Genomic DNA, 24574 nt, shown 5'->3' with positions numbered 1-24574 from the left:
TCCATGCGCATCTTTGTGACTGGCGCGTCGGGCTGGATCGGCTCCGCCGTCGTTCCCGAGCTCATCAGCGCGGGGCACCAGGTCGTCGGCCTCGCCCGCTCCGACGCCTCCGCCACCGCGCTCACCGCCGCCGGCGCGGAGGTCGTCCGCGGCACCATCGACGATCTTGAGGTCCTGCGGGACGCGGCCGCTGCGTCGGACGGAGTGATCCACCTCGCCTTCAAGCACGACATCGCCTTCACCGGCGATTTCCAGGGCGCCGCCGAGGCCGATCGCCGCGCCGTCGACACTTTCGGCGACGCGCTCGCCGGCACCGACCGTCCCTTCGTCCTCGCCTCCGGCGTGGCCGGCCTCGCGCCCGGGCGTGTGGCGACCGAGCGGGACATGCCCACGATCGACGGCTCGCCGATGTCGATCCGATCGGCCACCGCCCAAGCGGTGCTCACACTCGCCTCGCGCGGCGTGCGCTCATCCGTGGTGCGGCTCTCCCCGACCTGCCACGGCGACGGAGACAACGGCTTCATGGCGACCCTGGTCGCCATTGCCCGCGCGAAGGGCGTCTCCGGCTACATCGGCGACGGCGCCAACCACTGGCCGGCGGTCCACCGCCGCGACGCGGCACGGCTGTTCCGTCTGGCGGTCGAGAAGGCCCCGGCCGGATCGGTGCTGCACGGCGTCGCAGAGGAGGGCGTCGCGATCCGCGACATCGCTGAGGTGATCGGCCGCCACCTCGACGTGCCGGTGACCTCCGTGGCGTCCGAGGCCGCGGCCGAGCACTTCACCTGGCTGGGCGCCTTCCTCGGCCTCGACATGCCGGCGTCGAACACCCTGACCCGCGAACTGCTGGACTGGCAGCCGACCCACCCCGGCCTGCTCGAAGACCTCGACAAGGGCCACTGCTTCCACACCCCCGCCACCGCCGCCTGACCAGCCCCCCGGCCCAAGGTGTGCTTCGCCTTCGGACCGCTCACGTTCCTGCGGCCCCTGGTTCACGATGCGAGCCGTCGTACGGCCCCGGCCCACGAGGGCCTCATACGCCTGACCCCCGGCGCATCGTCACACCACCACCCCGTCCACCTGAAGGGTCTGCACCGACTTCGCCGCGAGCTGCACGCTCACCGTCTTGCCGGAGAGATACGTGTCCGAGTACGAGGCGTAGAGCTCGCCCGCCCCGCCGAACGCGGTGTTCCACCGGGGGACCAGGCCGCCCGAGCCGCCCGCCACCGTGGTGAAGCGGGGGCCGGATATGGCGGCTGAACTGCGCCATCACGTAGTACTTCGGCTGTACGGCACCGGCCTCCAGCGTGTTCCGGTCGTACGCGATCAGCGCCCAGGCGGGGTTCGGGTCCAGCACCTGCCAGTAGGCCCAGGCGGTCGGGTGCAGCGAGCGGAAGTCGAGGAGCAGGTTGTTCGCGAGGGACCAGCCGCTGGCGTCATTGTCGCCGTCCTCGGAGTTCCACAGGTCCTTGCCGGCCGTCGTCACCACGTCCGCGTAGAGGAGGTCGCGGCGGCCGCCGGAACCCTGGTAGCCGTGGACGTTGACCTGGTCCACATAGCCCTTCGCTGCCGGGCCGAACTGGTTCCAGGTGGCGCGGGCCTGGTCGTAGTTCGTCTCGTCCGACGCCGCGATCCTCGTACTCGTCAGGCCGCGCTTGTCCAACTCGCCGCGCATGTAGGGAAGTACGGCCGACTGAACAGACGCGTCCATGTGGCAGCCTTCCTGGCTGCCGCCCGAACTCCACCAGGCCGCACTCGGCTCGTTGAACGGCTCCACCGTGCTGAAGTACACGCCCCAGTTGTCCCTGGCGTACAGGGCGACGGCAGCGAGATGGGATGCATGCTGGCGGTAGGTCCAGAGCTGGAGGTTGTTGCCGCCACCCGAGGCGCCGCGGCGGGGTGCGAAGTCGGAGCCGTTCGCCAACTCCCCCATGTGGTGGAGAGGTTGTAGCGGGCGGTGTTCAGGCCCAGGCCGGGGAGTGTTCTGCCGTTGTACGGCACCGAATCGGTGGTGAAGAAGATGTCGGCGAAGTCGTCCCGCTCGCCGAAGACGTTTGCCCACCAGGCCAGGGAGGTGCCCCAGCCTTCCCAATTCCCTTACGTCACGGACGGGTTGACGGTCGCCGTGGCGTCGGCGCGGGCGGTGCCCGTGGCCAGCGCTGCTCAGGAGGCCGCCACCTGCGGTTCGACCAGGACGCCGCCGGAGTCGCCCCACCGCAGTGGGACGTCTCCGGCACCACCGGCGCGGCGAAGACCGACGTGGGCACGAACGGCCCGGACGACCAGCAGCTCACGATGTGGCACCCCAGTCCCTATCCGGCCTGGGTCAGGCAGGACGCGGCCCGATGGTTCTTCCCGTGGCGCGGTCTGTGACGGTGATCGCGAGGACGGGGCACGAGTCGGCGGCGTCGAGGAGCGTCGCGTCAGGGCTGTTGTCGGCCGCGCCGGGCAGGACGAGGGCGGTGTTGCCCGGCAGCGCGAAGTGGTCGGGCACCAGTGCGACGCACATGCCGGAGCCGATGCACTGCCCCTGGTCGACGGCGAGGTGCCAGGCGGCCTCCTCGCTGTCGGCCGGGGCGCGGGCGGTCACCAGCCCACGACCATCCGTCTCGGGGCGCGGACGAGCATCCCCTCTTTCCACACGACCTCGTCGGCCACGTGCAGACGAGGCATCGTGGTGACGAGTGCGCGCAGGGCCTCCTGCAGTTCCATCCGGGCCAGCGGCGCGCCCAGGCAGTGGTGGACGCCGTGGCCGAACGTCACGTGCTGGTTGGCCGGCCGGTCCAGGTGCAGCGCGTCGGGGTCCTCGAAGCGCGCAGGGTCGCGGTTGGCCGCGTTGGTCGCCACGATCACGGGCTCCCCGGCCCGTACCAGCACCCCGCCGACCTCGATGTCCTCGGTCGCGTACCGGGCGAAGGCACCCCCGACGATGAGCGGCACGAACCGCATCAACTCCTCGACGGCGGCAGGGATCAGTCCGGGGTCGTCCCTGAGCCGCCGCCACTCCTCGGGGTGGTCCAGCAGCACATGGACGAAGTTGGGGATCTGCGAGGCGGTCGTCTCGTGGCCCGCGATCAGGATGCCGACGCAGAGGTTGACCAACTCCTGCTCGCTGAGCCGGTCCTCGACGTCCCGGGCGGCGATGAGCGCCGAGATGAGGTCGTCCCTCGGAGCGAGGCGCCGCGCCGCGACGTGGCCCGTGATGTAGTCGCGCAGCGCCAGCATGTTGGCGAACTGCTCCTCCTGCATGAGCTGGCTGGTGGACAGCACGCCGTCGCTCCACTCCCGGAACCGCGGCCGGTCGGCGGCCGGTACGCCCAGCAGTTCGCAGATGACAGCGACGGGCAGCGGCAGCGCGAAGTCCTCGACCAGGTCCGCCGTGTCGCCCCGCGCCTTCAGCCCTGTCAGCAGCTCGTCGGTCAGGTGCCGGACCCAGGGCCGCAGGCGCTCGACGCGCTGTTTGGTGAACGCGCGCGAGACGAGGGTACGCAGCCGGGTGTGGTCGGGCGGGTCCATCGACAGGATGCTGTCCGCTTCGACACCGGCACCGGGGGTGTGCCGGGGTTCGTCGTGCTCCTGGGCGAGGGCGCGGGAGAAGCGGTTGTCGCTGAGGACTGCGCGTACGTCGGCGTAGCGCGTGGCCAGCCACGCGGGCTCACCGTAGGGCATCTGGACGCGGATCATCCCTCCGAACGCCCGGGCCTGGGCATAGGCCTCGTGCATGCCGAGGCCGGGCCCCTTGTTGAAGGGATAGGAGACGGGGACAGGGGGAGTGGTGCTCGTCAAGAAAATCTCCCTCGCGGACGCGACGGTTGAGGAGGATCCGAGCGCGCTCGAAGGAGCCGAACGTGCTGCGGCGGAGACGAACGGGCTGGTTGGCCACGGGAGATGCCTCCCGAGCAACCGCTCACCACGCTAGGTAGACGGGTCGCGTGGCGTCAAGATCGCCTCACGGGGCGCGCAGGCAGCCGCCGGGTACGGGCCTGGGCAGCAGCGTGGATTGCCCGGCGCACGACCGACCCTGACACACCGGCACCTGCGGCGAGATCGGATGTGCTTTGGTGCTAATCGGATCGACGGCGGATTGCTGAGAGCAGGCGCCGTATACCCACCACATGTCCGCCGGTCCCGATGACGAGCCCTCGGTGGCAGCGGCCCGCCACGCCGGGAATGGCAGCTCGGCTTTCGGCGCGCAGCCGTGATCGACCTGGACCAACGACCAACGTGTTCGAGGCGAAAGATCAGGGCGTACGTCGAGAAACGATGGCGCGCCGTCGAAGCGCTCGGTGCCGAGCTGGTCACCGGCGATCTCGACGACCGCGACTCCGTGACCCGGGCCGCCGAAGGAGCCCGCGCCGTCTTCTCGGTGCAGATGCCCGAGATGAACGGACGTGCCTTCTAGGGTGAGTTGGCGCAGGCCGTCAATCTGATCGAGGGTGCGATGGCCGCCGGTGTGCCGCAGTTCGTGCACTCGTCCGTCTCCGGCGCCGGGCAGCACACCGGGGCCCCCGGCTGGGCGCTGGGCCGCTGGGCCGCGATGGAGCCCTACTTCGCCACCAAGGCCGGGATCCAGGACAGGGTCCGTGAAGCGGGCTTCACGCACTGGACGCTCATCAAGCCGGGCTTCTTCATGGAAAACTTCCTGCCCTCCATGGCCTTCCCGTTCCCCCGAGGTGTCGAGGGCGGACTCGTAAGCGTCCTGAAGCCCGAGACCCAGCTGTCCCTTGTCGCGGTCGACGACATCGGCAACGCCGCCGCTGCGGCCTTCGCCGCGCCGGAGCGATTCGACGGCGTCGAGCTGGAGTTGGCGAGCGAGTGCCTGACGATGACGGCCTGACGCTGCCCCGGCCGGATCCCGACGCAACGTGCGTCAGGGAGAGGGGTTCAGGCCTCTACCGGGTGGCCGCCGTCGCCTTCGACCACGACCCGGTCCTCGCCGGCCTCGTCTGCCTGTTCGACCATGGTGACGTCGATCTGTCCGTCGCCAGTGGTGTCGAACTGGTAGAGGTCGGCCTTCCCGTCACCCGTGGTGTCGGTCATCCATACGTCCGTCTTGCCGTCACCATTGGCGTCAGCGGCGAGCACTACGTGATGCTCGTTGCCACGGGTCTCGACTACCTCTTCTACCGCTTCGTTTCTGTCCATAGCGGCCGGTTGCCCCGCGCTCCTGGTTCAAAACTGGCGCGCCGCGGCCTGCCGGGCCCGTCGGCTCGATGAAGCTCAGGGGGGTTCTGTCAGGACGTTGCGGATGCGCGTCGCCACGTGCAGGTTGAGCCGGGTCTCGACGTCTCCCAGGTCATGGCCGGTGATCTCGCGGATCCGCTGGAGCCGGTAGCGCAGCGTGCTGCGGTGGATGCAGAGGAGGTCGGAGGCCGCGTCGTAGCTGCCGCCGCTCTCCAGGTAGTGGAAGAGCGTGGCGACCAGGCTGGTGTGGTGGCGGGAGTCGTAGTCCAGCAGGGCGCCGAGCCATTCCCGTACGAACCGGTCGGCTTCCCGTTCGCCGTCGCCGGTGCCCATCATGCGACAGAGGCCGAGCTCCTCGAAGTCGGTGCTGCCGTGCGGATCGTGGGATCCGCGGCGTACGGCGAGGGCGCGGACGGCCTCGTCGTAGGAGTGCGGAAGGTCCGCGGGGCACTCGCAGTGGCCGCCCACTCCGACGGCTCCGGGGGCGCCGAGGCTGTCCGAGACGGCTCGGTACAGTGCGTCCCCGGCCTCCAGTCCCGCGACCAGGACGACCGTGGTGTCCCGGCGGGCGCCGATGAGTACGTTCAGCCGCAGGCGCTCGGCTGCCCGCGCGACCGCGTCGCCGAGCGCCGCCTGTTCGGCGGGTCCGGGCCAGCGCAGCAGGGCGACGCGGTTCGGCCGGTGCAGATCGTGGCCGAAGGTGGCCGCGCGGGCGAAGACGTCCTCGGTCGCCCTGCCCGAGATCAGCTTCTCGACGAGATCATGCCGCAGCCGTGGTTGCAGCTCGGCGAGTACGCGCTCGTGTGAGAGCTCCGGGGCCAGGACCAGGCCCGCCCGTTCGAGGGCGGAGGCGTCCATCTCCGTCGCCCGCCGGTCCGGGTCGATCAGGGAGATCATGCCGAGCAGCTCGCCGGCCATCTCGACGGGGGCGATCAGCCGGTCCCGGTCACGGACGGCGCCGGGCCGGTGCCGTGCGTTTCCGAGCAGCTCGTCCCACTGCCGGGGCTCCCGTCCGGGCGGTTCGGGGCGGCCGGCGCCCGCCCAGGCCCGCAGGTTGCCGAAGAGGTCCTCGGTCAGCGCCGGGAGCCCCGTGTGTTCGTGGAGGGTTTCGAGGATGCCTTCCTCGCCCCGGCCGGAGGCCGCGACGCGGGACAGCACGTCGTGGTAGTCGCTTCGGCTTTCCAGAACGGAGACAGTGGTGCGCTCCTCGGTGCGGGCGCGCTCCGCCCGGCACCGGGCGACACTCGCGAGCGCGATCCCGGCCTGCCGGGCGAGCAGATCGGCCAGTACGGCTTCCTCGGCCGAGGGAGGGTAGCGCGCGCGGATGACGAGGTAACCGAGGCAGCGTTCGTGGTGACGCAGCGCGATGGCCCGTATCCAGGAGCCGTCGCCGTCCTCGCCGTCGTGCAGACGTCCACTGTGGCCGTCCAGGGCGCCGATCCCCCGTTCGAGGCGGCCGGCGGCCGCTGTGCCGCCGGGCCGTGACGTGCCCGCGGCGGCCGCATTCCATGGTGGGCAGCGTTGTGGCGCGCGGTGGTGCACGAGATAAGCCGCTTCGGTCGTGAACGGACCGATCGCGGCTATGGCGGCCGTGGCTGCCCACAGCACCTCACACGCGTCGGCGTCGTCGAGCGTCGCCGTGGTGAGGTTCCGGCGGGTGTACGGGCCCGTGACGGGCTGCAGGACCGGTCGGAGAGAGGGGGCCGTCGTGAAGGGGACGGCAACCATAAAAGGTCCCTTCGTTCGGAAGAGCGCCCCTTTCACCACATTACGCTGCCCGGCGCGGAGTTCACGGCGAGCCGCCGGGAGCTCCACGCCGTCCTTGCGGACCGGAGAGCCGCCGCGGGTTCGACCTGCCAGGGCGAGGCGGGGCGGGAAGCGCCGAGCGAAACTTTCAGCAGGTGTGGGTGCGAGCCCGTGCGGGTGCCGCCGACGGCCGCGCCGTCCGATCCGTATCACTACGGCCGTCCGGTACGTACAGCTACGGCCGTCCGGATCACTACGGCCGTCCGGTCCGTATCACTACGGAGGAGATTCTCATGGCGAAGGCAGTCGGTATCGACCTCGGTACCACCAACTCGGTGATCGCGGTCTGGGAGGGCGGTGAGCCGACGGTGATCCCGAACGCCGAGGGTTCCAGGACCACACCCTCGGTGGTCGCCTTCTCCGACAACGGCGAGCGCCTGGTCGGGCAGCTCGCCCGGCGGCAGTCGATCCTCAACCCCAAGGGCACCATCACCTCCGCGAAGCGATTCATCGGCCGCCGCTACGACGAGGTCTCCGACGAGGCCAGGGCGGTTTCCTTCGACGTGGTGGAGGGGCCGGGCGGGGTGGCCCGCTTCGACGTGAACGGCAAGCAGTACGCGCCCGAGGAGATCAGCGCCCAGGTGCTGCGCAAACTCGCCGAGGACGCCGGGAAGTCGCTCGGCGAGCGCGTGACCGAGGCTGTGATCACGGTGCCGGCGTACTTCAACGACGCGCAGCGGCAGGCGACCAAGGACGCGGGGAAGATCGCCGGTCTCGAGGTGCTGCGGATCATCAACGAGCCGACCGCGGCGGCGCTCGCCTACGGGCTGGACAAGAAGGGCCATGAGACCGTCCTGGTCTTCGACCTCGGCGGTGGCACGTTCGACGTCAGCATCCTGGACGTGGGCGACGGTGTGGTGGAGGTACGCTCCACGGCCGGCGACTCCCACCTCGGCGGCGACGACTTCGACCGCCGGCTGGTGGACCACTTGGCGGACGACTTCCAGAAGACCGAGGGCATCGACCTCCGCAAGGACCCGCAGGCCCTGCAGCGGCTGTTCGAGGCGGCCGAGAAGGCCAAGACCGAGCTGAGCTCGGTCACCCAGACCCAGGTGAGCCTGCCGTTCGTCACCGCGGATGCCTCCGGGCCCAAGCACCTCACCGAGACCGTCCGCCGTTCCACCTTCGATCAGATCACGGCAGACCTGGTGGAGCGCTGTCTCGACCCGGTGAAGCAGGCGATGGGCGACGCGAAGGTCACCGACAACGACATCGACGAGGTCATCCTCGTCGGCGGCTCGACCCGGATCCCGGCGGTGCAGACGCTGGTACGGCGCCTGACCGGTGGCAAGGACCCCAACATGAGCGTCAACCCGGACGAGGTGGTGGCGCTGGGCGCCGCTGTCCAGGCCGGAGTGCTCAAGGGCGAGGTCAAGGACGTCCTGCTGCTCGACGTCACCCCGCTCTCGCTGGGCGTGGAGACCGCGGGCGGCGTGATGACCAAGATCATCGATCGGAACACCACCATCCCCGCCCGCCGGTCCGAGATCTTCTCCACGGCCGAGGACAACCAGCCGGCCGTGGACGTCGTGGTGCTCCAGGGCGAACGCGAACTGGCCGCCGACAACCGGGTGCTGGGCCGCTTCCGGCTGGAGAACATCCGGGCCGCACGGCGCGGGGAGACCCAGATCGAGGTCACCTTCGACATCGACGCGAACGGCATCCTCAAGGTCAGCGCCAAGGACAAGGACACCGGCACCGAACAGTCGATCACCATCAGCGAAGGCTCCAACCTCGACCCGGCCGAGGTCGAGCGGATGATCGCCGAGGCCGACCGTAACCGGACGTCCGACCAGGCGCTGCGCGAGGCCGTCGACGCCCGTAACGAGCTGGACGCGGCCGCCTACCAGGTCGAGCGCCGGCTGAGCGACCTCGGTGACGCCGCGCCGCAGCACGAGCGGGCCCGTGCCGAGCTGCTGATCGAAGAGGCGCGCACAGCCGTCAAGGAGGACGCACCGGTGGACCGCGCCCGTAACCTCACCTCCGAACTCCAGCAGGTCTTCGCCGCACTGGCCTCCCACTCCGGCGAGTCGGCACAGCCCGGCGCCCAGCCGGGGCCGGCGTCCGGCGGAACGCCCTCGGGTAAGCCTTCGGGCGGCGACGACGACGTCATCGACGCCGAGTTCGACCGGGGCTGAGGCGGCGTGATGTCCGAACACGACCAGGCCCGTCCCCTGCGGGAGGCGTCCCCGGAGCCTTCGGAGGGGGAGACGCCCGAGCCGCAGCAGGCCCCCTCGGCGCCCGACGCCGACAAGGCCAACAAGGTCAACAAGGCCGACGAGGCCGACGAGGCCGACGAGGCCGAGGATGCCCACGAGGCCGAGGATGCCCACGAGGCCGAGGATGCCCACGAGGCCGACAAGGCCGAAGAGCTGGAGGACCGCTGGCGGCGCGCCCTCGCAGACCTGGACAACCTCCGCAAGCGCCACGCCCGCGACCGTCCCCGCGAACTGGAGGCCGAGCGCGCCAGGGTCGCCGCGGCCTGGCTCGCGGTCCTCGACAACCTCGAACTGGCACTCGCCCACGCGGGCGCCGACCCCGGGGCGATCGTCCAGGGGGTCCAAGCGGTCCGCGACCAGGCCGTCGAGGTGCTGCGCAACCTCGGCTACCCGCGCCAGGACGAGACCGGTGTCCCCTTCGACCCCACGCTGCACGAGGTGGTCTCCGTGGTCGACGCCCCGGACACCGCCCCGGGCACCGTCGTTCAGGTGCTGCGCCCCGGCTACGGCGAGCGCGACCGGCAACTGCGGCCCGCGGCCGTAGCGGTCAGTCGCAAGCAGGAGTGAGAGCGCCATGGCACGCGACTACTACGAGATGCTGGGCGTGCCGCGCACTGCCGACGCGGCCGAGATCCAGCAGGCGTTCCGCACCCTGGCCCGCCAGCACCACCCGGACGTCAACCGCGATCCCGCAGCCGAGGACCGCTTCAAGGAGATCAACGAGGCGTACAGCGTGCTCTCCGACCCCGACACCCGGGCCCGCTACGACCGCTTCGGCGCCGACTTCCGCCAGATCCCCGAGGACTACGACGAACGGGCGGCCGCCGCCCAGGGCTTCGGCGGAGGCGGTGCGTACCGCGGCGGCTCGTACGGCGGACCCTTCCGCGGGAGCGGGACCGGGAGCGGCAGCGGGGACACCGGCCGACGGGGATCCCAGGTCTGGACCGAAGGGGACTTCGACACCTCCGGCATCGACTTCGAGGATCTCTTCGGCGGCATGTTCGGCGGCCGGGCGGGCCGGGGCGGCGGTGGCCCGGTCCCCGGCGCCGACCAGGAGGCCGAGCTCACCCTCACCGTGGAAGAGGCCTACCGGGGCGGCCGCCGGAAGATCACCCTCGGCGGCCCTGGCGGGGAGCGCGGCTACGACGTGAACATCCCGGCCGGTGTGGTCGACGGCCAGCGGATCCGGCTCGCGGGGGAGGGCGGCCGGGGCCGCGGCCCCGGCTCCGCCGGGGATCTCTATCTGGTGGTCCGTATCGCCCCGCACCCCCGCTACCGCCTCTCGGGCCGCGACATCCACGTCGACCTGCCCGTCACCCCGTGGGAGGCCGCGCTCGGAGCGACCGTCCCGGTCACCGGTCCTGGCGGCACCGCCAAGGTCCACGTCCCGCCGGGTACCTCCACCGGCCGCCGGCTGCGGCTGCGCGGTGAGGGGATGCCCCACCCCAAGGGCTCACCCGGTGACCTCTACGCCGAGATCCGGGTGCTGGTGCCCCCCTCGCCGAGCCCGCGCGAACGTGAGTTGTTCGAGGAGCTGGCCGCCGTCTCGACCTTCGACCCGAGGAAGCAGACATGAGAGCGCATCGGCATCTTCCCACTGAAGGCGCCGGACAGGAGTACGCCGGCGCCGGCTATCCGCTGGTGCGGATCTACCGGGTGGATCCCTACCGGCTGTCCCTGGACAGCGTCGCCCTCCGCAGTGGCCTGCCACCCGACCTGGTCCGCCGTTTTGTCGCCCTCGGGCTGGTGGACGCCGAGCGGGACGCGGGCGGCCGGCTGTGGTTCCGTACCGGCGCCCCGTCGGCCATCGCCCGGGTCCAGCGGCTGCGGACCGGATTGTCCCTCAACTACGCCGCCATCGGGCTCGTCCTCGACCTCCTCGACCGCATTGAGCGGCTGGAGCAAGAGCTGCGCCGCAGCGAGCGGGCCGTCAAGGAGCGAACCCCATGGACATGAACCGTCTCACCCAGAAGTCCCAGCAAGCCGTGCAGGAAGCACAGAGCGTCGCGGTGCGGCTGGGCCAGAACGAGGTCGACGGCGAACATCTGCTGCTGGCCCTGCTCGACCAGCAGGACGGTTTGACGACCCGGCTGCTCGGCCAGGCGGGCGCCGACCCGGCCGCGCTGCGCACCGCCGTCGAGGCAGACCTCGCCACGCGCCCGCGCACCACGGGCCCAGGCGCCACGCCCGGCCAGGTGATGGTCACCCAGCGGCTCGCCAGGCTGCTCGACACCGCCGGACAGGAGGCCAGGCGGCTCAAGGACGAGTACGTCTCGACGGAACATCTGGTCCTCGCCCTGGTGGACGAGGGGCCGGCCACCGCCGCCGGCCGCCGGCTGACCGAACAGGGCGTCACCAAGGACACCTTCCTGACCGCTCTCACCCGGATGCGCGGCAACCAGCGCGTCACCTCCGCCAATCCGGAGGACGCCTACGAGGCCCTGGAGAAGTACGGCCGTGACCTGGTGGTGGAGGCCCGCACCGGCCGCCTCGACCCGGTGATCGGCCGGGACGCCGAGATCCGCCGGGTGATCCAGATCCTCAGCCGCAAGACCAAGAACAATCCCGTACTGATCGGCGAGCCCGGTGTCGGCAAGACCGCCATCGTCGAGGGCCTCGCCCAGCGGATCGTACGAGGCGACGTCCCGGAAGGGCTGCGGGACAAGACCGTGTTCTCCCTCGACATGAGCTCCCTGGTCGCCGGCGCCAAGTACCGCGGCGAGTTCGAGGAGCGGCTCAAGGCCGTGCTGGCCGAGGTCAAGGGAGCGGAGGGCCGGATCCTGCTCTTCGTGGACGAACTGCACACCGTTGTCGGCGCCGGCGCCGCCGAGGGCGCCATGGACGCGGGCAACATGCTCAAGCCGATGCTGGCCCGCGGCGAACTGCACATGATCGGCGCCACCACGCTGGACGAGTACCGCAAGCGCATCGAGTCCGACGCCGCCCTCGAACGCCGGTTCCAGACCGTCCTGGTGGACGAGCCGACCGTCGAGGACGCGATCTCCATCCTGCGCGGCATCCGCGAGCGCCTGGAGGTCTTCCACGGCGTCAAGATCCAGGACGGCGCGCTGGTCGCCGCCGCCACCCTCAGCCACCGCTACATCAGCGACCGCTTCCTCCCCGACAAGGCCATCGACCTGGTGGACGAGGCGTGCGCCCGGCTGCGTACCGAGATCGACTCGATGCCCGCCGAGCTCGACGAACTCACCCGCCGGGCCACCCGGCTGGAGATCGAGGAGGCGGCCCTCGGCCAGGAGACCGACCCCGCCAGCGGCGCCCGCCTGGAGGACCTCCGCCGTGAACTCGCCGACCTGCGCTCCGCGGTGGACGCCAAGCACGCCCAGTGGGAGGCCGAGCGCCAGGCCATCCGCCGGGTCCAGGAACTGCGTCAGGAGCTGGAACGCGCCCGGCAGGAGGCCGAGGAGGCCGAACGCGCGTACGACCTCAATCGCGCCGCCCAGCTCCGCTACGGCACCATCAGTGAACTCGAGCGCCGCCTCGCCGCCGAAGAGGAGCAGCTCGCCGAGAAGCAGGGCGAGACCCGGCTGCTGCGCGAGGTGGTCACGGCCGACGAGATCGCCGGGATCGTCTCCGCCTGGACCGGAATACCCGTCACCCGGCTCCAGGAGGGCGAACGGCAGAAGCTGCTGCGCCTGGACGAGATCCTGCGCGAGCGGGTCGTCGGACAGGACGAAGCCGTCCAGCTGGTCGCCGACGCGGTGATCCGGGCCCGCTCCGGCGTACGAGACCCGCGCCGGCCGATCGGCTCCTTCATCTTCCTCGGCCCCACCGGCGTGGGAAAGACCGAGCTCGCCAAGACCCTCGCCGCCGCGCTCTTCGACAGCGAGAGCAACATGATCCGCCTGGACATGAGCGAGTATCAGGAGAGGCACACCGTCAGCCGCCTGGTCGGCGCACCCCCCGGATACGTCGGGTACGAGGAGGGCGGCCAGCTCACCGAGGCGGTGCGCCGCAAGCCCTACGCGGTGGTCCTCTTCGACGAGATCGAGAAGGCCCACGCCGATGTCTTCAACACCCTGCTCCAGGTGCTGGACGACGGCCGGATCACCGATGCCCAGGGGCGTACCGTCGACTTCCGCAACACCGTCGTCATCATGACCTCCAACCTCGGCTCCCCGTACCTGCTCCAGGACGCCACCGCCGCCGGCGAGATCAAGCCCGAGGCACGTGACCTGGTGATGGGCGAGCTCAACAGCCACTTCCGGCCGGAGTTCCTCAACCGCGTCGACGACATCGTGCTCTTCCACCCGCTCGGCCTCGCGCAGATCGAACGCATCGTCGACCTGCTCCTCGACGAGCTGCGCCGCCGCCTCGCCGACCAGCGCATCACTCTCGTCCTCACCGAGGAGGCCCGCCGCCTGATCGCGGCCGAGGGGTACGACCCGGTCTACGGAGCCCGGCCGCTGCGCCGCTTCATCTCGCACGAGGTCGAGACGAAGATCGGCCGTGCGCTGCTCGGCGGCGAGGTCCGCGAGGGAGTGACCATCCTGGTCGACGCCCGGGAAGGCGAGCTGGTCGTCACCTTCCAGGACGAACCGGAGGAGGGGTCCGTATGAGCGCCGCCACCGTCCGCTGCGCCAACTGTGGCAAGGCCAACAGACTGCCCGCCGCCGCGCAGGGCCGGCCCAGGTGCGGCAACTGCCAAGCTCCCCTCCCCTGGATCGCCGCAGCCGGCGACGCGGACTTCGGCACCGTCGCGGAAGAGTCCGAGCTGCCCGTGCTGGTTGACCTCTGGGCGACCTGGTGCGGACCCTGCCGCATGGTCAGCCCCGCGCTCGAACAGGTCGCCACCGAATTGGCCGGCCGGATCAAACTCGTCAAGGTCGACATCGACGCGTCGCCTGCTGTGGCCCGGCGCTTCGAGGTCCAGGCCGTGCCCACCCTGCTGGTCCTCGACCACGGCCGGACCGTCGCCCGTCAGGCCGGAGCCGTGCCCGCCCCCGCACTGCGCCAATGGGTGGAGAAGGCCCTGACGGACACCGCCCAGCCCGCCTGACCGCCGCGCACGCGCGTCCCGTCGGGCCCCGCAGGAGAATGACGGGGTGACTGTGCCTCCGGCAACCCCGAGTCTCTCCGGCCAGACCTCGTGCGGCGAGGACATGCGGACCCCGCTGCGCGACTTCCTGCGCACGGAGACCGGCAGCGCCGCCTTTCTGCTGGCCGGGGCCCTCGCCGCGCTCGTCTGGGCCAACGCGGGGCCAGGAACGTACGAGGAGTTCTGGCGGACGGACCTCGCGGTCCGTATCGGCTCCGCCGGTGTCTCCCTGGAGCTGCGCGAGTGGGTCAACAGCGGCCTGATGGCGCTGTTCTTCCTCGTCGTCGGCCTGGAAGCACGCCGCGAGTTCGACATGGGCGAACTGCGCGAACGTAAACGGGTCGCACTGCCGCTGCTGGCCGGTATCAGCGGCATGATCGTGCCGGTCGCGATCTATCTCGCCTTCAACGCCGGACACGATTCGGTGCACGGCTGGGGCGCCGCCATGTCCACGGACACGGCGTTCGCGCTGGGCATGCTCGCCGTCTTCGGAACACGGCTGCCCAGGGGGCTGCGCGTCTTCATCCTCACCGTCGCCGTCGTGGACGACTTCGTGGCGCTCGGCGTGATCGCCGTCGCCTACAGCGGTCATGTCTCCATGCCGGCGCTGGTGGTGGCCATCGGGATCTTCGGGGTGATCCTGGTCGTCAGGGCCGCCCATGTGCGCCGGGGCGTGGTGTACGCGCTGCTCGCGACGGCCGCCTGGGTGGCCCTGCTGAAGTCCGGCGTGGATCCCGTCGTCACCGGCCTGGTCATGGGGCTGCTGACGTACGCCTACCCGGCGGCACGCGGCGATCTGGAGCGGGCGAGCGGCCTGTTCCGGCTCTTCCGCGAGCAGCCGACACCCGAGCTGGAGCGGTCCGCGCGCATCGGGCTCGCCTCGGCGATCTCCCCCAACGCGCGGCTCCAGCGGCTGTATCACCCCTGGACGAGCTACGTGATCGTGCCGGTGTTCGCCCTCGCGAACGCGGGCATCACGCTCAGCGGCAGTCAGCTGGCGCGGGCCTTCAGCTCGCCGATCACCCTGGGCATCCTGTTCGCCTATGTCGTGGGCAAGCCCGTCGGCATCCTCGGCGCCTCGCTGCTGACCACCCGGCTCAGCCGTGGGCAGCTGCGGCCGCCGGTCGGCTGGGGCGCCACGGCGGCCGGCGGCACCATCGCCGGCGTCGGCTTCACGGTGTCCCTGCTGATCGCCACCCTCGCCTTCCGCGGTGACCGGCTGGAGGAGGCGAAGATCGGCATCCTCACCGCGGTGATCTGCTCGTTCGCCGCCACCTGGCTGGTCACCTGGGTGATCGGGACGCTGCCGCGGCGTCCCCGGATCCGTGCGCTGCTCGGCACCGCCGAGTCCATCGTTGACCTGTCGGACCCGGTCGACCCGGACCACGACCATGTACGCGGTCCACGGGACGCGCCGGTGACCGTCGTCGAGTACGGCGACTTCGAGTGCCCGTACTGCGGGCTGGCGGAGCCCGTCATCCGTGCGCTGCTCGCGGACTTCGGGGACGTCCGGTACGTCTGGCGCCATCTGCCCCTCAACGACGTTCACCCCAACGCCCAGCTCGCGGCGGAGGCGGCCGAGGCCGCGGCCGAGCAGGACGCCTACTGGGAGATGCACGATCTCCTGCTCGGCCGGCAGGACGCCCTGCAGCCCGGCGATCTGCTCCGCTACGCCCAGGACCTCGGGCTGGACGCCGACCGCTTCCACCGGGATCTGCGGTCGCACACGGGCGCGGCCCGGGTCGCCGAGGATGTCGAGACCGCCGATGTGAGCGGCGTGTCGGGTACGCCGACCTTCTTCGTCAACGGGCGGCGCCACCACGGCGCCTACGACATCGCGGGCCTCTCCGCCGCCGTACGCGCCGCCCGTGAACGGTCCGCGCTGATCGAGCCTTCCTGATGATCAGGCCGCCATCGCGCTCCGCCGCACGCCGTCCGCTTCCGGCCGGCCTTCGTCAGTGACGCAGCAGCGCGCTCTCGAGATCGGGATCGACCGGGAAGCCCGCCGCAGAACCGGTCACGTCGAGCAGCCGTCGCAGCGACGGATGCAGCGGTCCGACGATGCGCAGCTCGTAGCGCCGGGCCGCGGACAGCAGCAGATGCAGGACCGTCGAGTCGGCGAAAACCACGCGGGACAGGTCGAGGACGACACATGACGCGCCGAACCGTCCGGCGTCGCTGATCGCGAGCTCGATCTCGGGCGCGACATCGATGTCCACATCGCCCGTCAGACTTACGACAAGGCAATCCCCCACGGGGCGATGTGTCACGACGGCGTGCTCCGGTGCCTGGCGGTGGTCGGGACTCATGGGGCGACAGCATGCCATGCGATGTCCGTCCGCCGCCGGAGTGATCACCTGGTGGCCGGTCGTCGTCCGGAATCGGTCACGGACACACCGGCACGGAAAAGGCTGACGAGCGGGCCGATGGCCGCCCGGCCGGTCAATGACGGACGAGCGCCCTGATCAGCTTGCCACCGTCCCCCAGGGGGACCACCGTGACCTCGGCCAGCCGGTGCACCAGAGGCCAGCCGTAGCCGCCCGGCAGCCAGTCCCCCCGGTGCTCCTTGTGCTCGGGCAGCCGCGCGCTCGCGTCCTGCACCGTGATCTCGACCACTCCCGTACGGGCGGCGATCCTGAAGGCGGTCACTCCCTCGGCGTGCCGTATGGCGTTGGTCACCAGTTCCGAGACGATCAGCAGCACATCGACCACCGTGCGCTCGGGCACCGCCGGCTCGCGCCGGTCCAGGAAGGAGCGCACCAGCGCGCGGGCTTCCGCCGTGTCCGCCGGGCGCGCGTCCAGCCAAGCCCGTGCTCCCGTGACGGCGTTGTCCGCCCCGTCGTCGACCGTTGTCATCCCCGCACCCCCGTACGCGGTTGTGGAATTCACGCAACTGAGTTCATGCCTGTACTTATGCCCGCTGTGCCCGGTATGTCACGCGGTTCCTGTGTCCTGCGTGGCCCCGGGTCCGCCGGAGAGCATCGCATGTTTCCCCTGCGGGTGAACCGGAGTAGGTCAATCAGGGTGGTGCGGGGCGCCACTCCGGCAGGTCGGTTTGTCGTAAGTGCACCCCCGGGGTGGCTTCTCCCACCAGGAGCGGAACGATGCTCCGGTTGTCGCATATGCTTCCGGCCGAACGACGCCGGGGCGACCCCGGCGCCGCCGGGTGAGGGGGTGGAGTGTGGTCGAGTTGCCTGTGGGTCTCTCATCGCGTCCCGTGCAGGGCCGCCGTACGGCCGGAGCCGTACCGTCGCAGCACGTCTCCGCGGTCGTTCGTGACTCCCTGTGGGCCGTCGACGCGGTGATGCTGCTGGTCGAGGACGACGCCGGCGACGCGCTGCTCGTCGAGGAGATGCTCGTCGACAGCGATCTGGACTCCTCGCTCACCTGGTGCAAGACGATGGCCGAGGCGCAGCGGTTCCTCGCGACCTGCACCACCCCGGTCTGCGTACTGCTCGACCTGCATCTGCCGGATGTCCACGGGGTCGACGCCGTCACCCGCATCGTCCGCAGCGCGCCCGGCGCCGCCATCGTGGTGCTCACCGGCATGGCCGAGGGCGAGGCCGGGCTCTCCGCCGTGGCGACCGGCGCGCAGGACTATCTCGTCAAGGGGCGGTTCGACCCGGAGGCGCTGAGCAGAGCCGTCCGCTACGCCCTCCAGCGCAAGCAGGTCGAACAGGCCTCCGCCGCCCTCCGCGCCAATGAGCTGATGGCCCAGGAGAACGCCCGCCTGGAGCGCGGCCTGCTGCCCGTTCCCCTGCTGCGCGGGGACGACTTCGAGGCCGTCGCCCGCTATGAGCCGGGTCGCGCCCACGGCCTGCTGAGCGGCGACTTCTACGATGTCGTACAGACCGCGGACGGCACGGTGCACGCGGTGATAGGCGACGTCTCGGGCCACGGCGCCGCGGAAGCGGCCCTCGGGGTCTGTCTGCGGGTCGCCTGGCGTACGGCGGTGCTCTGCGGGACGCGACCGCTCGACCAGGTGCGGCTGCTGGAGGAGATCCTCGTCGCGGAACGCTCCGACCAGCATGTGTTCGCGACGGTCACCTCGCTGGTCTTTCCGGCCGGCGGTCGGGCGGTACGGGTGATCCGCGCGGGCCACCCCGGACTGCTCGTGCGCCACGGCTCCGAGGTCCACTGGGAAGAGCCCCAGGTCGGCATGGCGCTGGGGCTGCTGCCCGGCATGGGCCGCTGGACCGAGACCGAACTGCCGCTGCCGCCCGGAGGACATGTGGTGCTCTTCACCGACGGCCTCTTCGAGGGGCGTACGGGCCCGTCGACCCGGCTCGGCGAGGACGGGCTCCTGAGACTGGCCAGAAAGCACGGCGCCCTGCCGGCGGACGCCTTCGTCGACGCGCTGGTCGACGAGGCCACCGAGGGAGCCGCTCCGTACGGCGGTCTCGCGGACGATGTCGCTGTCCTCCATCTCGGCTGGGGCGACACATGATGAGCATGGAGAAGATGAGCACCGGACCCACGACGCATGCCGACCGGACCACGACAGGTGCCGGGCGGAACTCCGCCCGCCCGCCGGGGTGGGGCACCACGCGGTCCCGGCTCTCCGTCCAGGGCTGGGTCCAGCTGATCCTGGCGGCCCTGGTGCTGGTGGTGTGCGGCTGCACGCTCGTCGGCGGTGTGCTGCTGTCGCAGACGAACGACCGCACCAACGAGCTGGTCGACCACATCCAGCCCGCCAGGTCCACCGTGTTCCAGCTGCAGAAGTCCCTGCTCGACCAGGAGACCGGGGTGCGCGGCTTCGCGCTGACCGCGGATCCCTCCTTCCTCCAGCCGTACGAGCAGGGCCGCAAGGACGAGCGGCAGTACACCCAGCGCCTCGGCACCATTCTGCAGTCCGACTCCCTGCTCACGGACGACCTCACCCGCATCACGCGCGCCGCCGAGGACTGGCGGCGTGAGGAGGCGGAGCCGCTGATCGCCTCCGTACGGACCCGGGGCGCGGAAGCTGCCTCAGCGGAACGGCTGACGCAGAGCAAGGCGGGGTTCGACGGGCTGCGCGACCTGTTCGCCGCGCAGCAGAACCGTCTGGACGAGGCACGCGACCGGGCGCGCTCCCAGCTGTCCGACGCCCGCGAGCTCCGTGACGCCGTGCTCTTCGTGATCCTGGGCGTCTTCGTCATCGCGGTGGTGGGCCTCGCCCTCGTGCTGCACCGCATGGTGGGGCGGCCGCTCAACGCGCTGCGCGCCGCGTCCGACGACGTACGCGCCGGAGCGTTCGACCGGCGCATCGAAGTCGGCGGCCCGTCCGATCTGCGGGCCGTCGGCGCGGCCGTGGAGGACATGCGCAGGCGCCTCGCCGATGAACTCGCCGCGACCCGGTCCCGCGAGGCCCTCCTCGCGGAACAGACGGAGGAACTGCGCCGCTCGAACTCGGAGCTGGAGCAGTTCGCGTATGTGGCCTCGCACGACCTGCAGGAGCCGCTGCGCAAGGTCGCCTCGTTCTGCCAGCTGCTGGAGAAGCGCTACGGCGACCAGCTGGACAGCCGGGGCAAGCAGTACATCGATTTCGCGGTCGACGGCGCCAAGCGGATGCAGATCCTGATCAACGATCTGCTCACCTTCTCCCGGGTCGGGCGGGTGCACGACGCGTGGCAGACCGTCGGTCTCGACACCGTCCTGGACCGCGCGCTGGGCAATCTCGCCCTGGTCGTCGAGGAGTCCGGTGCCACCTTCGTACGGGAGACCCCGCTGCCGGAGGTGACCGGCGACCAGACCACCCTCACCATGCTCTGGCAGAACCTCATCGGCAACGCGATCAAGTTCCGCAGGCCCGACGAGCCCTGCCGGATCGACATCGGCTGCACTCGCGAAGGCGACGAGTGGCATCTGACCGTCTCGGACAACGGCATCGGCGTGGCGCCCGAGTTCGCCGAGAAGGTCTTCATCATCTTCCAGCGGCTGCACGCCAGGGACGAGTACGAAGGCACCGGCATCGGGCTGGCGCTCTGCCGCAAGATCGTCGAGTTCCACGGCGGCAGGATCTGGCTGGAGCCCGTGCCCGAAGGCGGCACCCGCATTCACTTCACCCTGCCCGCCATCGCCGCGCCCGCCGAGTCCGCCGCGTCCACCGGGTCCGATGAGGCCGCCGGGTCCGATGAGGCCGACGAGGCCCCGGTCCCCGCTGAGGCCCCGGCCTCCGCCGACGCCGACGCCCTGCCGATCACTCCACCGGGAGCCGCCCTGTGAGCACCCCTGTACAGCCGATCGAGGTCCTGCTCGTCGAGGACGACGCCGGCGACGAGTTGATGACCCGTGAGGCGTTCGAGGACAACAAGATCCGCAACACCCTTCATGTGGTGCGTGACGGTGAGGAAGCCCTCGACTTCCTCTACCGGCGCGGCGCCCACGAGGGTGCTCCCCGGCCGGATCTCGTCCTGCTCGACCTCAATCTGCCGAAGTACGACGGACGGCAGGTGCTGGAGCAGATCAAGACGGATCCGGAGCTGGCGCTGATCCCCGTCGTCGTACTGACCACGTCGTCGGCGGAGGAGGACATCCTGCGCAGCTACAAGCTGCACGCCAACGCGTATGTGACCAAGCCGGTCGACCTGGACCAGTTCATCAAGGCCGTCCGGCAGATCGACGAATTCTTCGTCAGCGTGGTCAGGCTGCCGGGACGCACGTGACACACGTGACGTCCCTCACGGAACCATCGGGCATAGCGTCGGCGTGTGAGGGCATAAGGGCCTCGGAGAAGAGGGGCCCGGATCGCCCTCACCGGCGCGCGGGCAGGAGCGTATGAACGAGCAGAGCATCATCGATACGGCATTCGCCCCCCTCGTGGCGGATTCCGTACAGCCGCTCCGCCGGGCCGCGGAATTCACCGGGGAGCCCGGCTGTATCGCCGAGGCGCGGCTGCTCGCCGTCCGGTTCCTGCAGCAGCTGGAGGCCGAGTGGTTCGCCACGCTCGGCGGCCGTACGGGCGACGATCTGCTCCTCGTCGTCAGCGAGCTGATCACCAACGCGGAGCGGCACAGCCATGGACCGTATCTGCTGGAGCTGGAGGGCACCGCCCGGCAGGTGATCGTGACCGTGTACGACAGCAGCTCGGCCCTGCCGCGCCGCTACGGGCAGGACCCCGGCCGGGTGGGCGGACACGGCATGGAGATCGTCCACGCGCTGTGCGACCGGCTCACCGCCGAGCGGGTTCCGGTCGGCAAGCGGGTCCAGGCCATGTTCGACCTGGAGCGCCGCTCGTCCCCGGCCTGACGCGGACCCGGCCTGGGTACGGCTCCGGGCCCCGCGTCACGTTCTACCGGCCCGGCTTCCACCGGCCCCGGCTTCCACCGGGAGCCCCGGCTTACTGGGCGTTCTGCTCCTGCCTGCCGAACCAGTCCATGCAGACGACCAGCGCGTCGTCGGTCGACTCGGCCTCGCGGTAGGTGGCCAGTTCGCTGAGCACCGCGCGCGGCACCATGGCGGCGGGCAGCAGACTCGTCGCGCTGATCGCCCGGGCCAGCGCCCGCTCCTCGTAGATCTCGCCCTGGGGTGAGACCGCCGCGTACACGCCGTCACTGACGAAGAGCAACCGGTCACCCGGCGCGACATCGAACGTCTGCGCCACATAGTCCGATTCCTCGAACATGCCGAGCGGCAGCTGAGCGTCGAGGTCGATGCGCTCCACGGTCTTGTCCCGCTGCCGCCACAGCTGCGGCGACCCGGCGTCCACCGCCTCGACCTTGCCGGTGCCCAGCTCGAACCGCAGGAGCAGCGTCGAGACGTAGGACGCGCCCCGGTGCTGTTCGTACAGTGCCTGGTCCGCCAGGGCGGCCTGGTCGGCGATACCGATCCCGGCCCGGCGGGCATTGCGCAGGGCGTTGACGGCGAGATTGGTGAGCAGCGACGCCTGGATGCCCTCGCCCATCCCGTTGGTCACCGCGAGCGTCAGCTCGTCGGCGTCCGACGCCCAGTCGAAGTTGTCGCCGTGGATGGCGTAGGCGGGCTCCAACTGGGCCCCGATGGCGTACTCCTGCGCGGTACAGGCCCGCGCGGGGAGCAGCTCCCACTGCATCTCCGCCGCCAGCGTCAGCCGGTTCACCCTGCGTGCCCGCTGGTAGAGATCGGTGTCCCGCTCGGCCACCAGGATCTCGTGCCCGAGCAGCTCGGCCAGCTGTGTCAGATCCTCGACCGTGTCCGGAGTGGAGCGGTCGCCGGGCAGCCGGACCGTGAGGATGCCGAGACGTTCGCCACGGACCGTGACCGGCAGATGGTGGTCCACCGCGTCCCGGTGCCTGACCTGCTGCTCGTGCGGCTCCTGGCTGCCGAAGGCGCGGCCCTCCGGGGTGTTGTGCAGCGACAGCGCGTCGGCGGGATGGGTGACGGTGTCGACCGGCTGGAGTACCGTCAGCCCGTAGTCGGCGAGATAGAGCTGTACGGATGTCGCACCGTACGTCGTGGCGAGCGCGTTACGCACCGTGTCCACCAGGGCATGCGGCGCCGCTGTCCGGACCGCTCTTTCCACATCCGCGAGTAGAGTCACTGTCGTTCAGGCCTTCTTCTTCCAGGGTCGGGTCCGTCTGGGCTGACAAAGGCCCGTGCCGGATGAAAGAGTGCATCGATGTCCCGCTTCACCGGTCAGCCACCCCACCGCGAGCAGGTAGCCGAGGCCGCCTGCGCCGCCTCGGAGCTGCTTGAGGTGCTGTGGGGCCGCGGCCAGGAGGCCGCGCCGTCGGGACCGGTCTCGCCTTCCCAACTACGAGCCCTTCTCGTCATCGAAAAGCATGAGGGCGCCAACCTGCGGACGCTCGGTGAGGTACTGGGTTCGCGCCCTTCCTCGCTGAGCAGGCTCTGTGACCGGATGGAGGCGATGGGCCTCGTGGTCCGTTCGCCCAGTCCGACGAGCCGCCGGGAGGTCGAGCTCCGGCTGAGCCGGCGTGGGCACAAGGTGCTGGACGAGTACCGCGCCTTCCGCACCCGGGAGGTCGGAATGGTGCTGGAGCGTATGGACCCCGCGGACGTCGTCATGCTCGCGGAGGGGCTCGCCGCGTTCCGCGCCGCGGCAGTCGCGAGCCTCGGAGCCGACAGCGCACCCGCCGGCTCCGAGCGGAGCCACGTGGCGGACAGCGCATAGCTTCATTCAGGCCCACTTCCTGGCAGTGACACGTTACTCTCCGCGCAAAGTCCTTGTGCGGAAGCAGTGAACAGATTGTTGCCCACCAGAGAATGTTGTCAAATGGCAACTATCGCTTCTATCGTGGTGGCACCGTCTAGTGAGCCGTGGGGCCGCCTGCTGTGCGGCGCGGCCGGACGGCATCCCTGACCGTCCTCCTCTACAGCCCCCGAAGGATCTCCGTGCAACCTCCTCACAGCGCAGGCCCGACCATGGGAATGGCCGCGAGACAGGAAGGCGACGCGATCGTGTTCGCCATCAGCGGCGATCTCGATCTGGAGAACATCGCACCGCTCGCCACGGCGCTCACCGAGGCGGGCGGGACCGTGACAGGACCCGTCGTCGTGGATCTGTCCCGCGTCAGCTTCGCCGACTCCACCACGGTGAATGTGCTGCTCCAGGCCCACAGCGCACTCGGCCCGAGGCTGCGCCTGGCCCAGCCGTCCGCCTTCGTGCAGCGCCTTTTCGCCGTCATCGGGCTGGAGCAGGCCCTGCCCGTGTACGAGACGGTCGAGAGCGCGCTCGCGGCCGCCGGGCCGGGGGATCCCGTCGGGCCCTCAGGACCACTCGCCTCTGACGGCGTCGAGTGACACGGCGAACGCCCGCAGCCCGGTGAGGAGATCGCGGCGCTCACCCGCCGGCATCCGGCGCATGATCTCCGCTATCTCCTCCGCCCGGCGGCCCCGGTAGTCCGCCAGCAGGGCCGCGCCCTCCGGGGTCAGCGCCAGCTCGATCTCGCGGCGGTCGGCGATCACGGGACGACGCTCCAGCATGCCCGCCGACTCCATCCCGCTGCACATCCGGCTGGCACGGGGGAGCGTCAGCCCCATCGCCCTGGCCAGGCCCGTCAGATTGATCCCGGGGTGGTCCTGGACGATCAGCAGGACTCTCAGCCGGTGGCGCAGCAGCCGTGGATCGACGGCGAGCGCCGCGGTCGCCGCGATCTCCGCGATGGCCTCGGCGGACACCGCGAGCTGTTCGGCGGCCTCGTACAGGGTCTCGGCCGATGCGGCTGATGCCCCTGCCGGCGCTTCCGGTCGACGGCCTTCCATGTGCCCATCCGTTCCCCGAGTGACGACCGGTCAGGCGCCGCCGGAGGAACCCTTGAACGTCCTGACGGAACACCGGTTCGCCGGGGAGGCCGGATCCGGCCGTGCTGTCTGACCTCTGCAATGCCCGCTCATC

General features: G+C 70.7%; 22 protein-coding genes and 2 pseudogenes. 15 read left to right on the top strand and 9 right to left on the bottom strand.

The genetic code is table 11. The annotated features are described in order from the left end of the window. Nucleotides 1-3: 3 nt before the first annotated feature. The gene (locus ACFVWW_RS04455; RefSeq protein WP_386875866.1) at nt 4-927 is read left to right on the top strand and encodes an SDR family oxidoreductase; all 924 of its coding nucleotides are present in this window, start codon (nt 4-6) and stop codon (nt 925-927) included. 129 nt (nt 928-1056) lie between these two features. Here the strand turns inward: ACFVWW_RS04455 and ACFVWW_RS04450 are convergent. The 3 genes and pseudogenes from ACFVWW_RS04450 to ACFVWW_RS04440 all read right to left on the bottom strand — a co-directional run bounded on the left by ACFVWW_RS04450 (nt 1057) and on the right by ACFVWW_RS04440 (nt 3783). Further along, nucleotides 1057-2212: pseudogene (locus tag ACFVWW_RS04450) on the bottom strand (beta-1,6-galactanase). A gap of 111 nt (nt 2213-2323) precedes the next feature. Next, nucleotides 2324-2587, bottom strand: a complete 264-nt coding sequence (locus ACFVWW_RS04445; RefSeq protein WP_386875864.1) for a ferredoxin — start codon at nt 2585-2587, stop codon at nt 2324-2326. Further along, nucleotides 2584-3783: a cytochrome P450 gene (locus tag ACFVWW_RS04440; RefSeq protein ID WP_386875862.1), complete on the bottom strand. Its 1200-nt coding sequence runs from the start codon at nt 3781-3783 to the stop codon at nt 2584-2586. Before ACFVWW_RS04440 ends, ACFVWW_RS04445 begins: the two co-directional genes overlap by 4 nt. 454 nt (nt 3784-4237) lie before the next feature. Here ACFVWW_RS04440 and ACFVWW_RS04435 point away from each other — a divergent pair. Next, nucleotides 4238-4828 (top strand): annotated as a pseudogene (locus ACFVWW_RS04435) (NmrA family NAD(P)-binding protein); the annotation flags it as partial. A 53-nt stretch (nt 4829-4881) separates the two neighbouring features. Here the strand turns inward: ACFVWW_RS04435 and ACFVWW_RS04430 are convergent. Together ACFVWW_RS04430 and ACFVWW_RS04425 are read right to left on the bottom strand one after the other, a co-directional pair. Next, entirely contained in the window at nt 4882-5082 is a 201-nt protein-coding gene (locus tag ACFVWW_RS04430; RefSeq protein WP_389679195.1) for a hypothetical protein, read from the bottom strand. A 135-nt stretch (nt 5083-5217) separates the two neighbouring features. Continuing rightward, nucleotides 5218-6909, bottom strand: a complete 1692-nt coding sequence (locus tag ACFVWW_RS04425; protein WP_386875860.1) for a PucR family transcriptional regulator — start codon at nt 6907-6909, stop codon at nt 5218-5220. Nucleotides 6910-7220: 311 nt separating this feature from the next. Between ACFVWW_RS04425 and dnaK the strand changes: the two genes are divergently transcribed. From dnaK to nhaA, 7 genes are all read left to right on the top strand, one after another. Next, the gene (gene dnaK / locus ACFVWW_RS04420; protein WP_386875858.1) at nt 7221-9125 is read left to right on the top strand and encodes a molecular chaperone DnaK; all 1905 of its coding nucleotides are present in this window, start codon (nt 7221-7223) and stop codon (nt 9123-9125) included. A 9-nt stretch (nt 9126-9134) separates the two neighbouring features. Beyond that, complete coding sequence (locus tag ACFVWW_RS04415; RefSeq protein ID WP_386875857.1) at nt 9135-9773, top strand: nucleotide exchange factor GrpE; 639 nt, start codon at nt 9135-9137, stop codon at nt 9771-9773. A gap of 7 nt (nt 9774-9780) precedes the next feature. Next, entirely contained in the window at nt 9781-10782 is a 1002-nt protein-coding gene (locus ACFVWW_RS04410) for a DnaJ C-terminal domain-containing protein (protein WP_386875855.1), read from the top strand. Continuing rightward, nucleotides 10779-11162, top strand: coding sequence for a chaperone modulator CbpM (locus ACFVWW_RS04405; RefSeq protein WP_384184504.1), 384 nt, complete (start codon nt 10779-10781; stop codon nt 11160-11162). The genes ACFVWW_RS04410 and ACFVWW_RS04405 overlap by 4 nt, the downstream gene beginning before the upstream one ends. Then, complete coding sequence (gene clpB / locus ACFVWW_RS04400; protein WP_384184502.1) at nt 11153-13783, top strand: ATP-dependent chaperone ClpB; 2631 nt, start codon at nt 11153-11155, stop codon at nt 13781-13783. Before ACFVWW_RS04405 ends, clpB begins: the two co-directional genes overlap by 10 nt. Continuing rightward, a complete protein-coding gene (gene trxA / locus ACFVWW_RS04395; protein ID WP_386875852.1) occupies nt 13780-14223 on the top strand; it encodes a thioredoxin in 444 nt (147 codons plus the stop codon). Before clpB ends, trxA begins: the two co-directional genes overlap by 4 nt. A gap of 103 nt (nt 14224-14326) precedes the next feature. Continuing rightward, nucleotides 14327-16162: a Na+/H+ antiporter NhaA gene (gene nhaA, locus ACFVWW_RS04390; protein ID WP_386876734.1), complete on the top strand. Its 1836-nt coding sequence runs from the start codon at nt 14327-14329 to the stop codon at nt 16160-16162. 55 nt (nt 16163-16217) lie between these two features. Here nhaA and ACFVWW_RS04385 read toward each other — a convergent pair whose 3' ends face one another. Both ACFVWW_RS04385 and ACFVWW_RS04380 read right to left on the bottom strand, forming a co-directional pair. Further along, nucleotides 16218-16517, bottom strand: coding sequence for an STAS domain-containing protein (locus ACFVWW_RS04385; RefSeq protein WP_386875850.1), 300 nt, complete (start codon nt 16515-16517; stop codon nt 16218-16220). 187 nt (nt 16518-16704) lie between these two features. Then, entirely contained in the window at nt 16705-17151 is a 447-nt protein-coding gene (locus ACFVWW_RS04380) for an ATP-binding protein (RefSeq protein ID WP_389679191.1), read from the bottom strand. A gap of 415 nt (nt 17152-17566) precedes the next feature. Here ACFVWW_RS04380 and ACFVWW_RS04375 point away from each other — a divergent pair, with 415 nt between their 5' ends. The 4 genes from ACFVWW_RS04375 (at nt 17567) to ACFVWW_RS04360 (ending at nt 21489) form a co-directional block, all read left to right on the top strand. Further along, a complete protein-coding gene (locus tag ACFVWW_RS04375; RefSeq protein WP_384184532.1) occupies nt 17567-18709 on the top strand; it encodes a PP2C family protein-serine/threonine phosphatase in 1143 nt (380 codons plus the stop codon). A gap of 14 nt (nt 18710-18723) precedes the next feature. Then, a complete protein-coding gene (locus tag ACFVWW_RS04370) occupies nt 18724-20466 on the top strand; it encodes a CHASE3 domain-containing protein (RefSeq protein ID WP_386875848.1) in 1743 nt (580 codons plus the stop codon). After that, nucleotides 20463-20906, top strand: coding sequence for a response regulator (locus ACFVWW_RS04365; RefSeq protein WP_384184490.1), 444 nt, complete (start codon nt 20463-20465; stop codon nt 20904-20906). The genes ACFVWW_RS04370 and ACFVWW_RS04365 overlap by 4 nt, the downstream gene beginning before the upstream one ends. Nucleotides 20907-21018: 112 nt before the next feature. Then, the gene (locus ACFVWW_RS04360; protein WP_384184487.1) at nt 21019-21489 is read left to right on the top strand and encodes an ATP-binding protein; all 471 of its coding nucleotides are present in this window, start codon (nt 21019-21021) and stop codon (nt 21487-21489) included. A 91-nt stretch (nt 21490-21580) separates the two neighbouring features. Here ACFVWW_RS04360 and ACFVWW_RS04355 read toward each other — a convergent pair whose 3' ends face one another. Next, a complete protein-coding gene (locus tag ACFVWW_RS04355; protein ID WP_386875845.1) occupies nt 21581-22741 on the bottom strand; it encodes a PP2C family protein-serine/threonine phosphatase in 1161 nt (386 codons plus the stop codon). Between the two features lie 96 nt (nt 22742-22837). Between ACFVWW_RS04355 and ACFVWW_RS04350 the strand changes: the two genes are divergently transcribed. Further along, on the top strand, nt 22838-23350 hold the full coding sequence (locus ACFVWW_RS04350; RefSeq protein WP_384184482.1) for a MarR family winged helix-turn-helix transcriptional regulator: 513 nt from the start codon (nt 22838-22840) through the stop codon (nt 23348-23350). A 251-nt stretch (nt 23351-23601) separates the two neighbouring features. After that, the gene (locus ACFVWW_RS04345; RefSeq protein WP_384184529.1) at nt 23602-23979 is read left to right on the top strand and encodes an STAS domain-containing protein; all 378 of its coding nucleotides are present in this window, start codon (nt 23602-23604) and stop codon (nt 23977-23979) included. On the opposite strand, the gene ACFVWW_RS04340 is transcribed toward ACFVWW_RS04345, so the two are convergent. After that, nucleotides 23947-24441 carry a MarR family winged helix-turn-helix transcriptional regulator gene (locus ACFVWW_RS04340; RefSeq protein WP_384184479.1) on the bottom strand — a complete coding sequence of 165 codons (495 nt, stop codon included), beginning with the start codon at nt 24439-24441 and terminating at the stop codon, nt 23947-23949. The genes ACFVWW_RS04345 and ACFVWW_RS04340 overlap by 33 nt on opposite strands. Between the last annotated feature and the right edge of the window lie 133 nt (nt 24442-24574).

Source organism: Streptomyces sp. NPDC058198 (assembly GCF_042882605.1).
GTDB lineage: Bacteria > Actinomycetota > Actinomycetes > Streptomycetales > Streptomycetaceae > Streptomyces.
This window is presented reverse-complemented; position numbering and strand designations above follow the sequence as displayed.

Bases quoted from the DNA above. Each gene is read 5' to 3' on its own strand.
- ACFVWW_RS04455 (WP_386875866.1), top strand. From the start codon at position 4: ATGCGCATCTTTGTGACTGGCGCGTCGGGCTGGATCGGCTCCGCCGTC.
- ACFVWW_RS04425 (WP_386875860.1), bottom strand. From the start codon at position 6,909: ATGGTTGCCGTCCCCTTCACGACGGCCCCCTCTCTCCGACCGGTCCTG.
- dnaK (WP_386875858.1), top strand. From the start codon at position 7,221: ATGGCGAAGGCAGTCGGTATCGACCTCGGTACCACCAACTCGGTGATC.
- ACFVWW_RS04415 (WP_386875857.1), top strand. From the start codon at position 9,135: ATGTCCGAACACGACCAGGCCCGTCCCCTGCGGGAGGCGTCCCCGGAG.
- ACFVWW_RS04410 (WP_386875855.1), top strand. From the start codon at position 9,781: ATGGCACGCGACTACTACGAGATGCTGGGCGTGCCGCGCACTGCCGAC.
- ACFVWW_RS04405 (WP_384184504.1), top strand. From the start codon at position 10,779: ATGAGAGCGCATCGGCATCTTCCCACTGAAGGCGCCGGACAGGAGTAC.
- clpB (WP_384184502.1), top strand. From the start codon at position 11,153: ATGGACATGAACCGTCTCACCCAGAAGTCCCAGCAAGCCGTGCAGGAA.
- trxA (WP_386875852.1), top strand. From the start codon at position 13,780: ATGAGCGCCGCCACCGTCCGCTGCGCCAACTGTGGCAAGGCCAACAGA.
- nhaA (WP_386876734.1), top strand. From the start codon at position 14,327: ATGCGGACCCCGCTGCGCGACTTCCTGCGCACGGAGACCGGCAGCGCC.
- ACFVWW_RS04375 (WP_384184532.1), top strand. From the start codon at position 17,567: ATGCTGCTGGTCGAGGACGACGCCGGCGACGCGCTGCTCGTCGAGGAG.
- ACFVWW_RS04370 (WP_386875848.1), top strand. From the start codon at position 18,724: ATGAGCACCGGACCCACGACGCATGCCGACCGGACCACGACAGGTGCC.
- ACFVWW_RS04360 (WP_384184487.1), top strand. From the start codon at position 21,019: ATGAACGAGCAGAGCATCATCGATACGGCATTCGCCCCCCTCGTGGCG.
- ACFVWW_RS04350 (WP_384184482.1), top strand. From the start codon at position 22,838: ATGTCCCGCTTCACCGGTCAGCCACCCCACCGCGAGCAGGTAGCCGAG.
- ACFVWW_RS04345 (WP_384184529.1), top strand. From the start codon at position 23,602: ATGGGAATGGCCGCGAGACAGGAAGGCGACGCGATCGTGTTCGCCATC.
- ACFVWW_RS04340 (WP_384184479.1), bottom strand. From the start codon at position 24,441: ATGGAAGGCCGTCGACCGGAAGCGCCGGCAGGGGCATCAGCCGCATCG.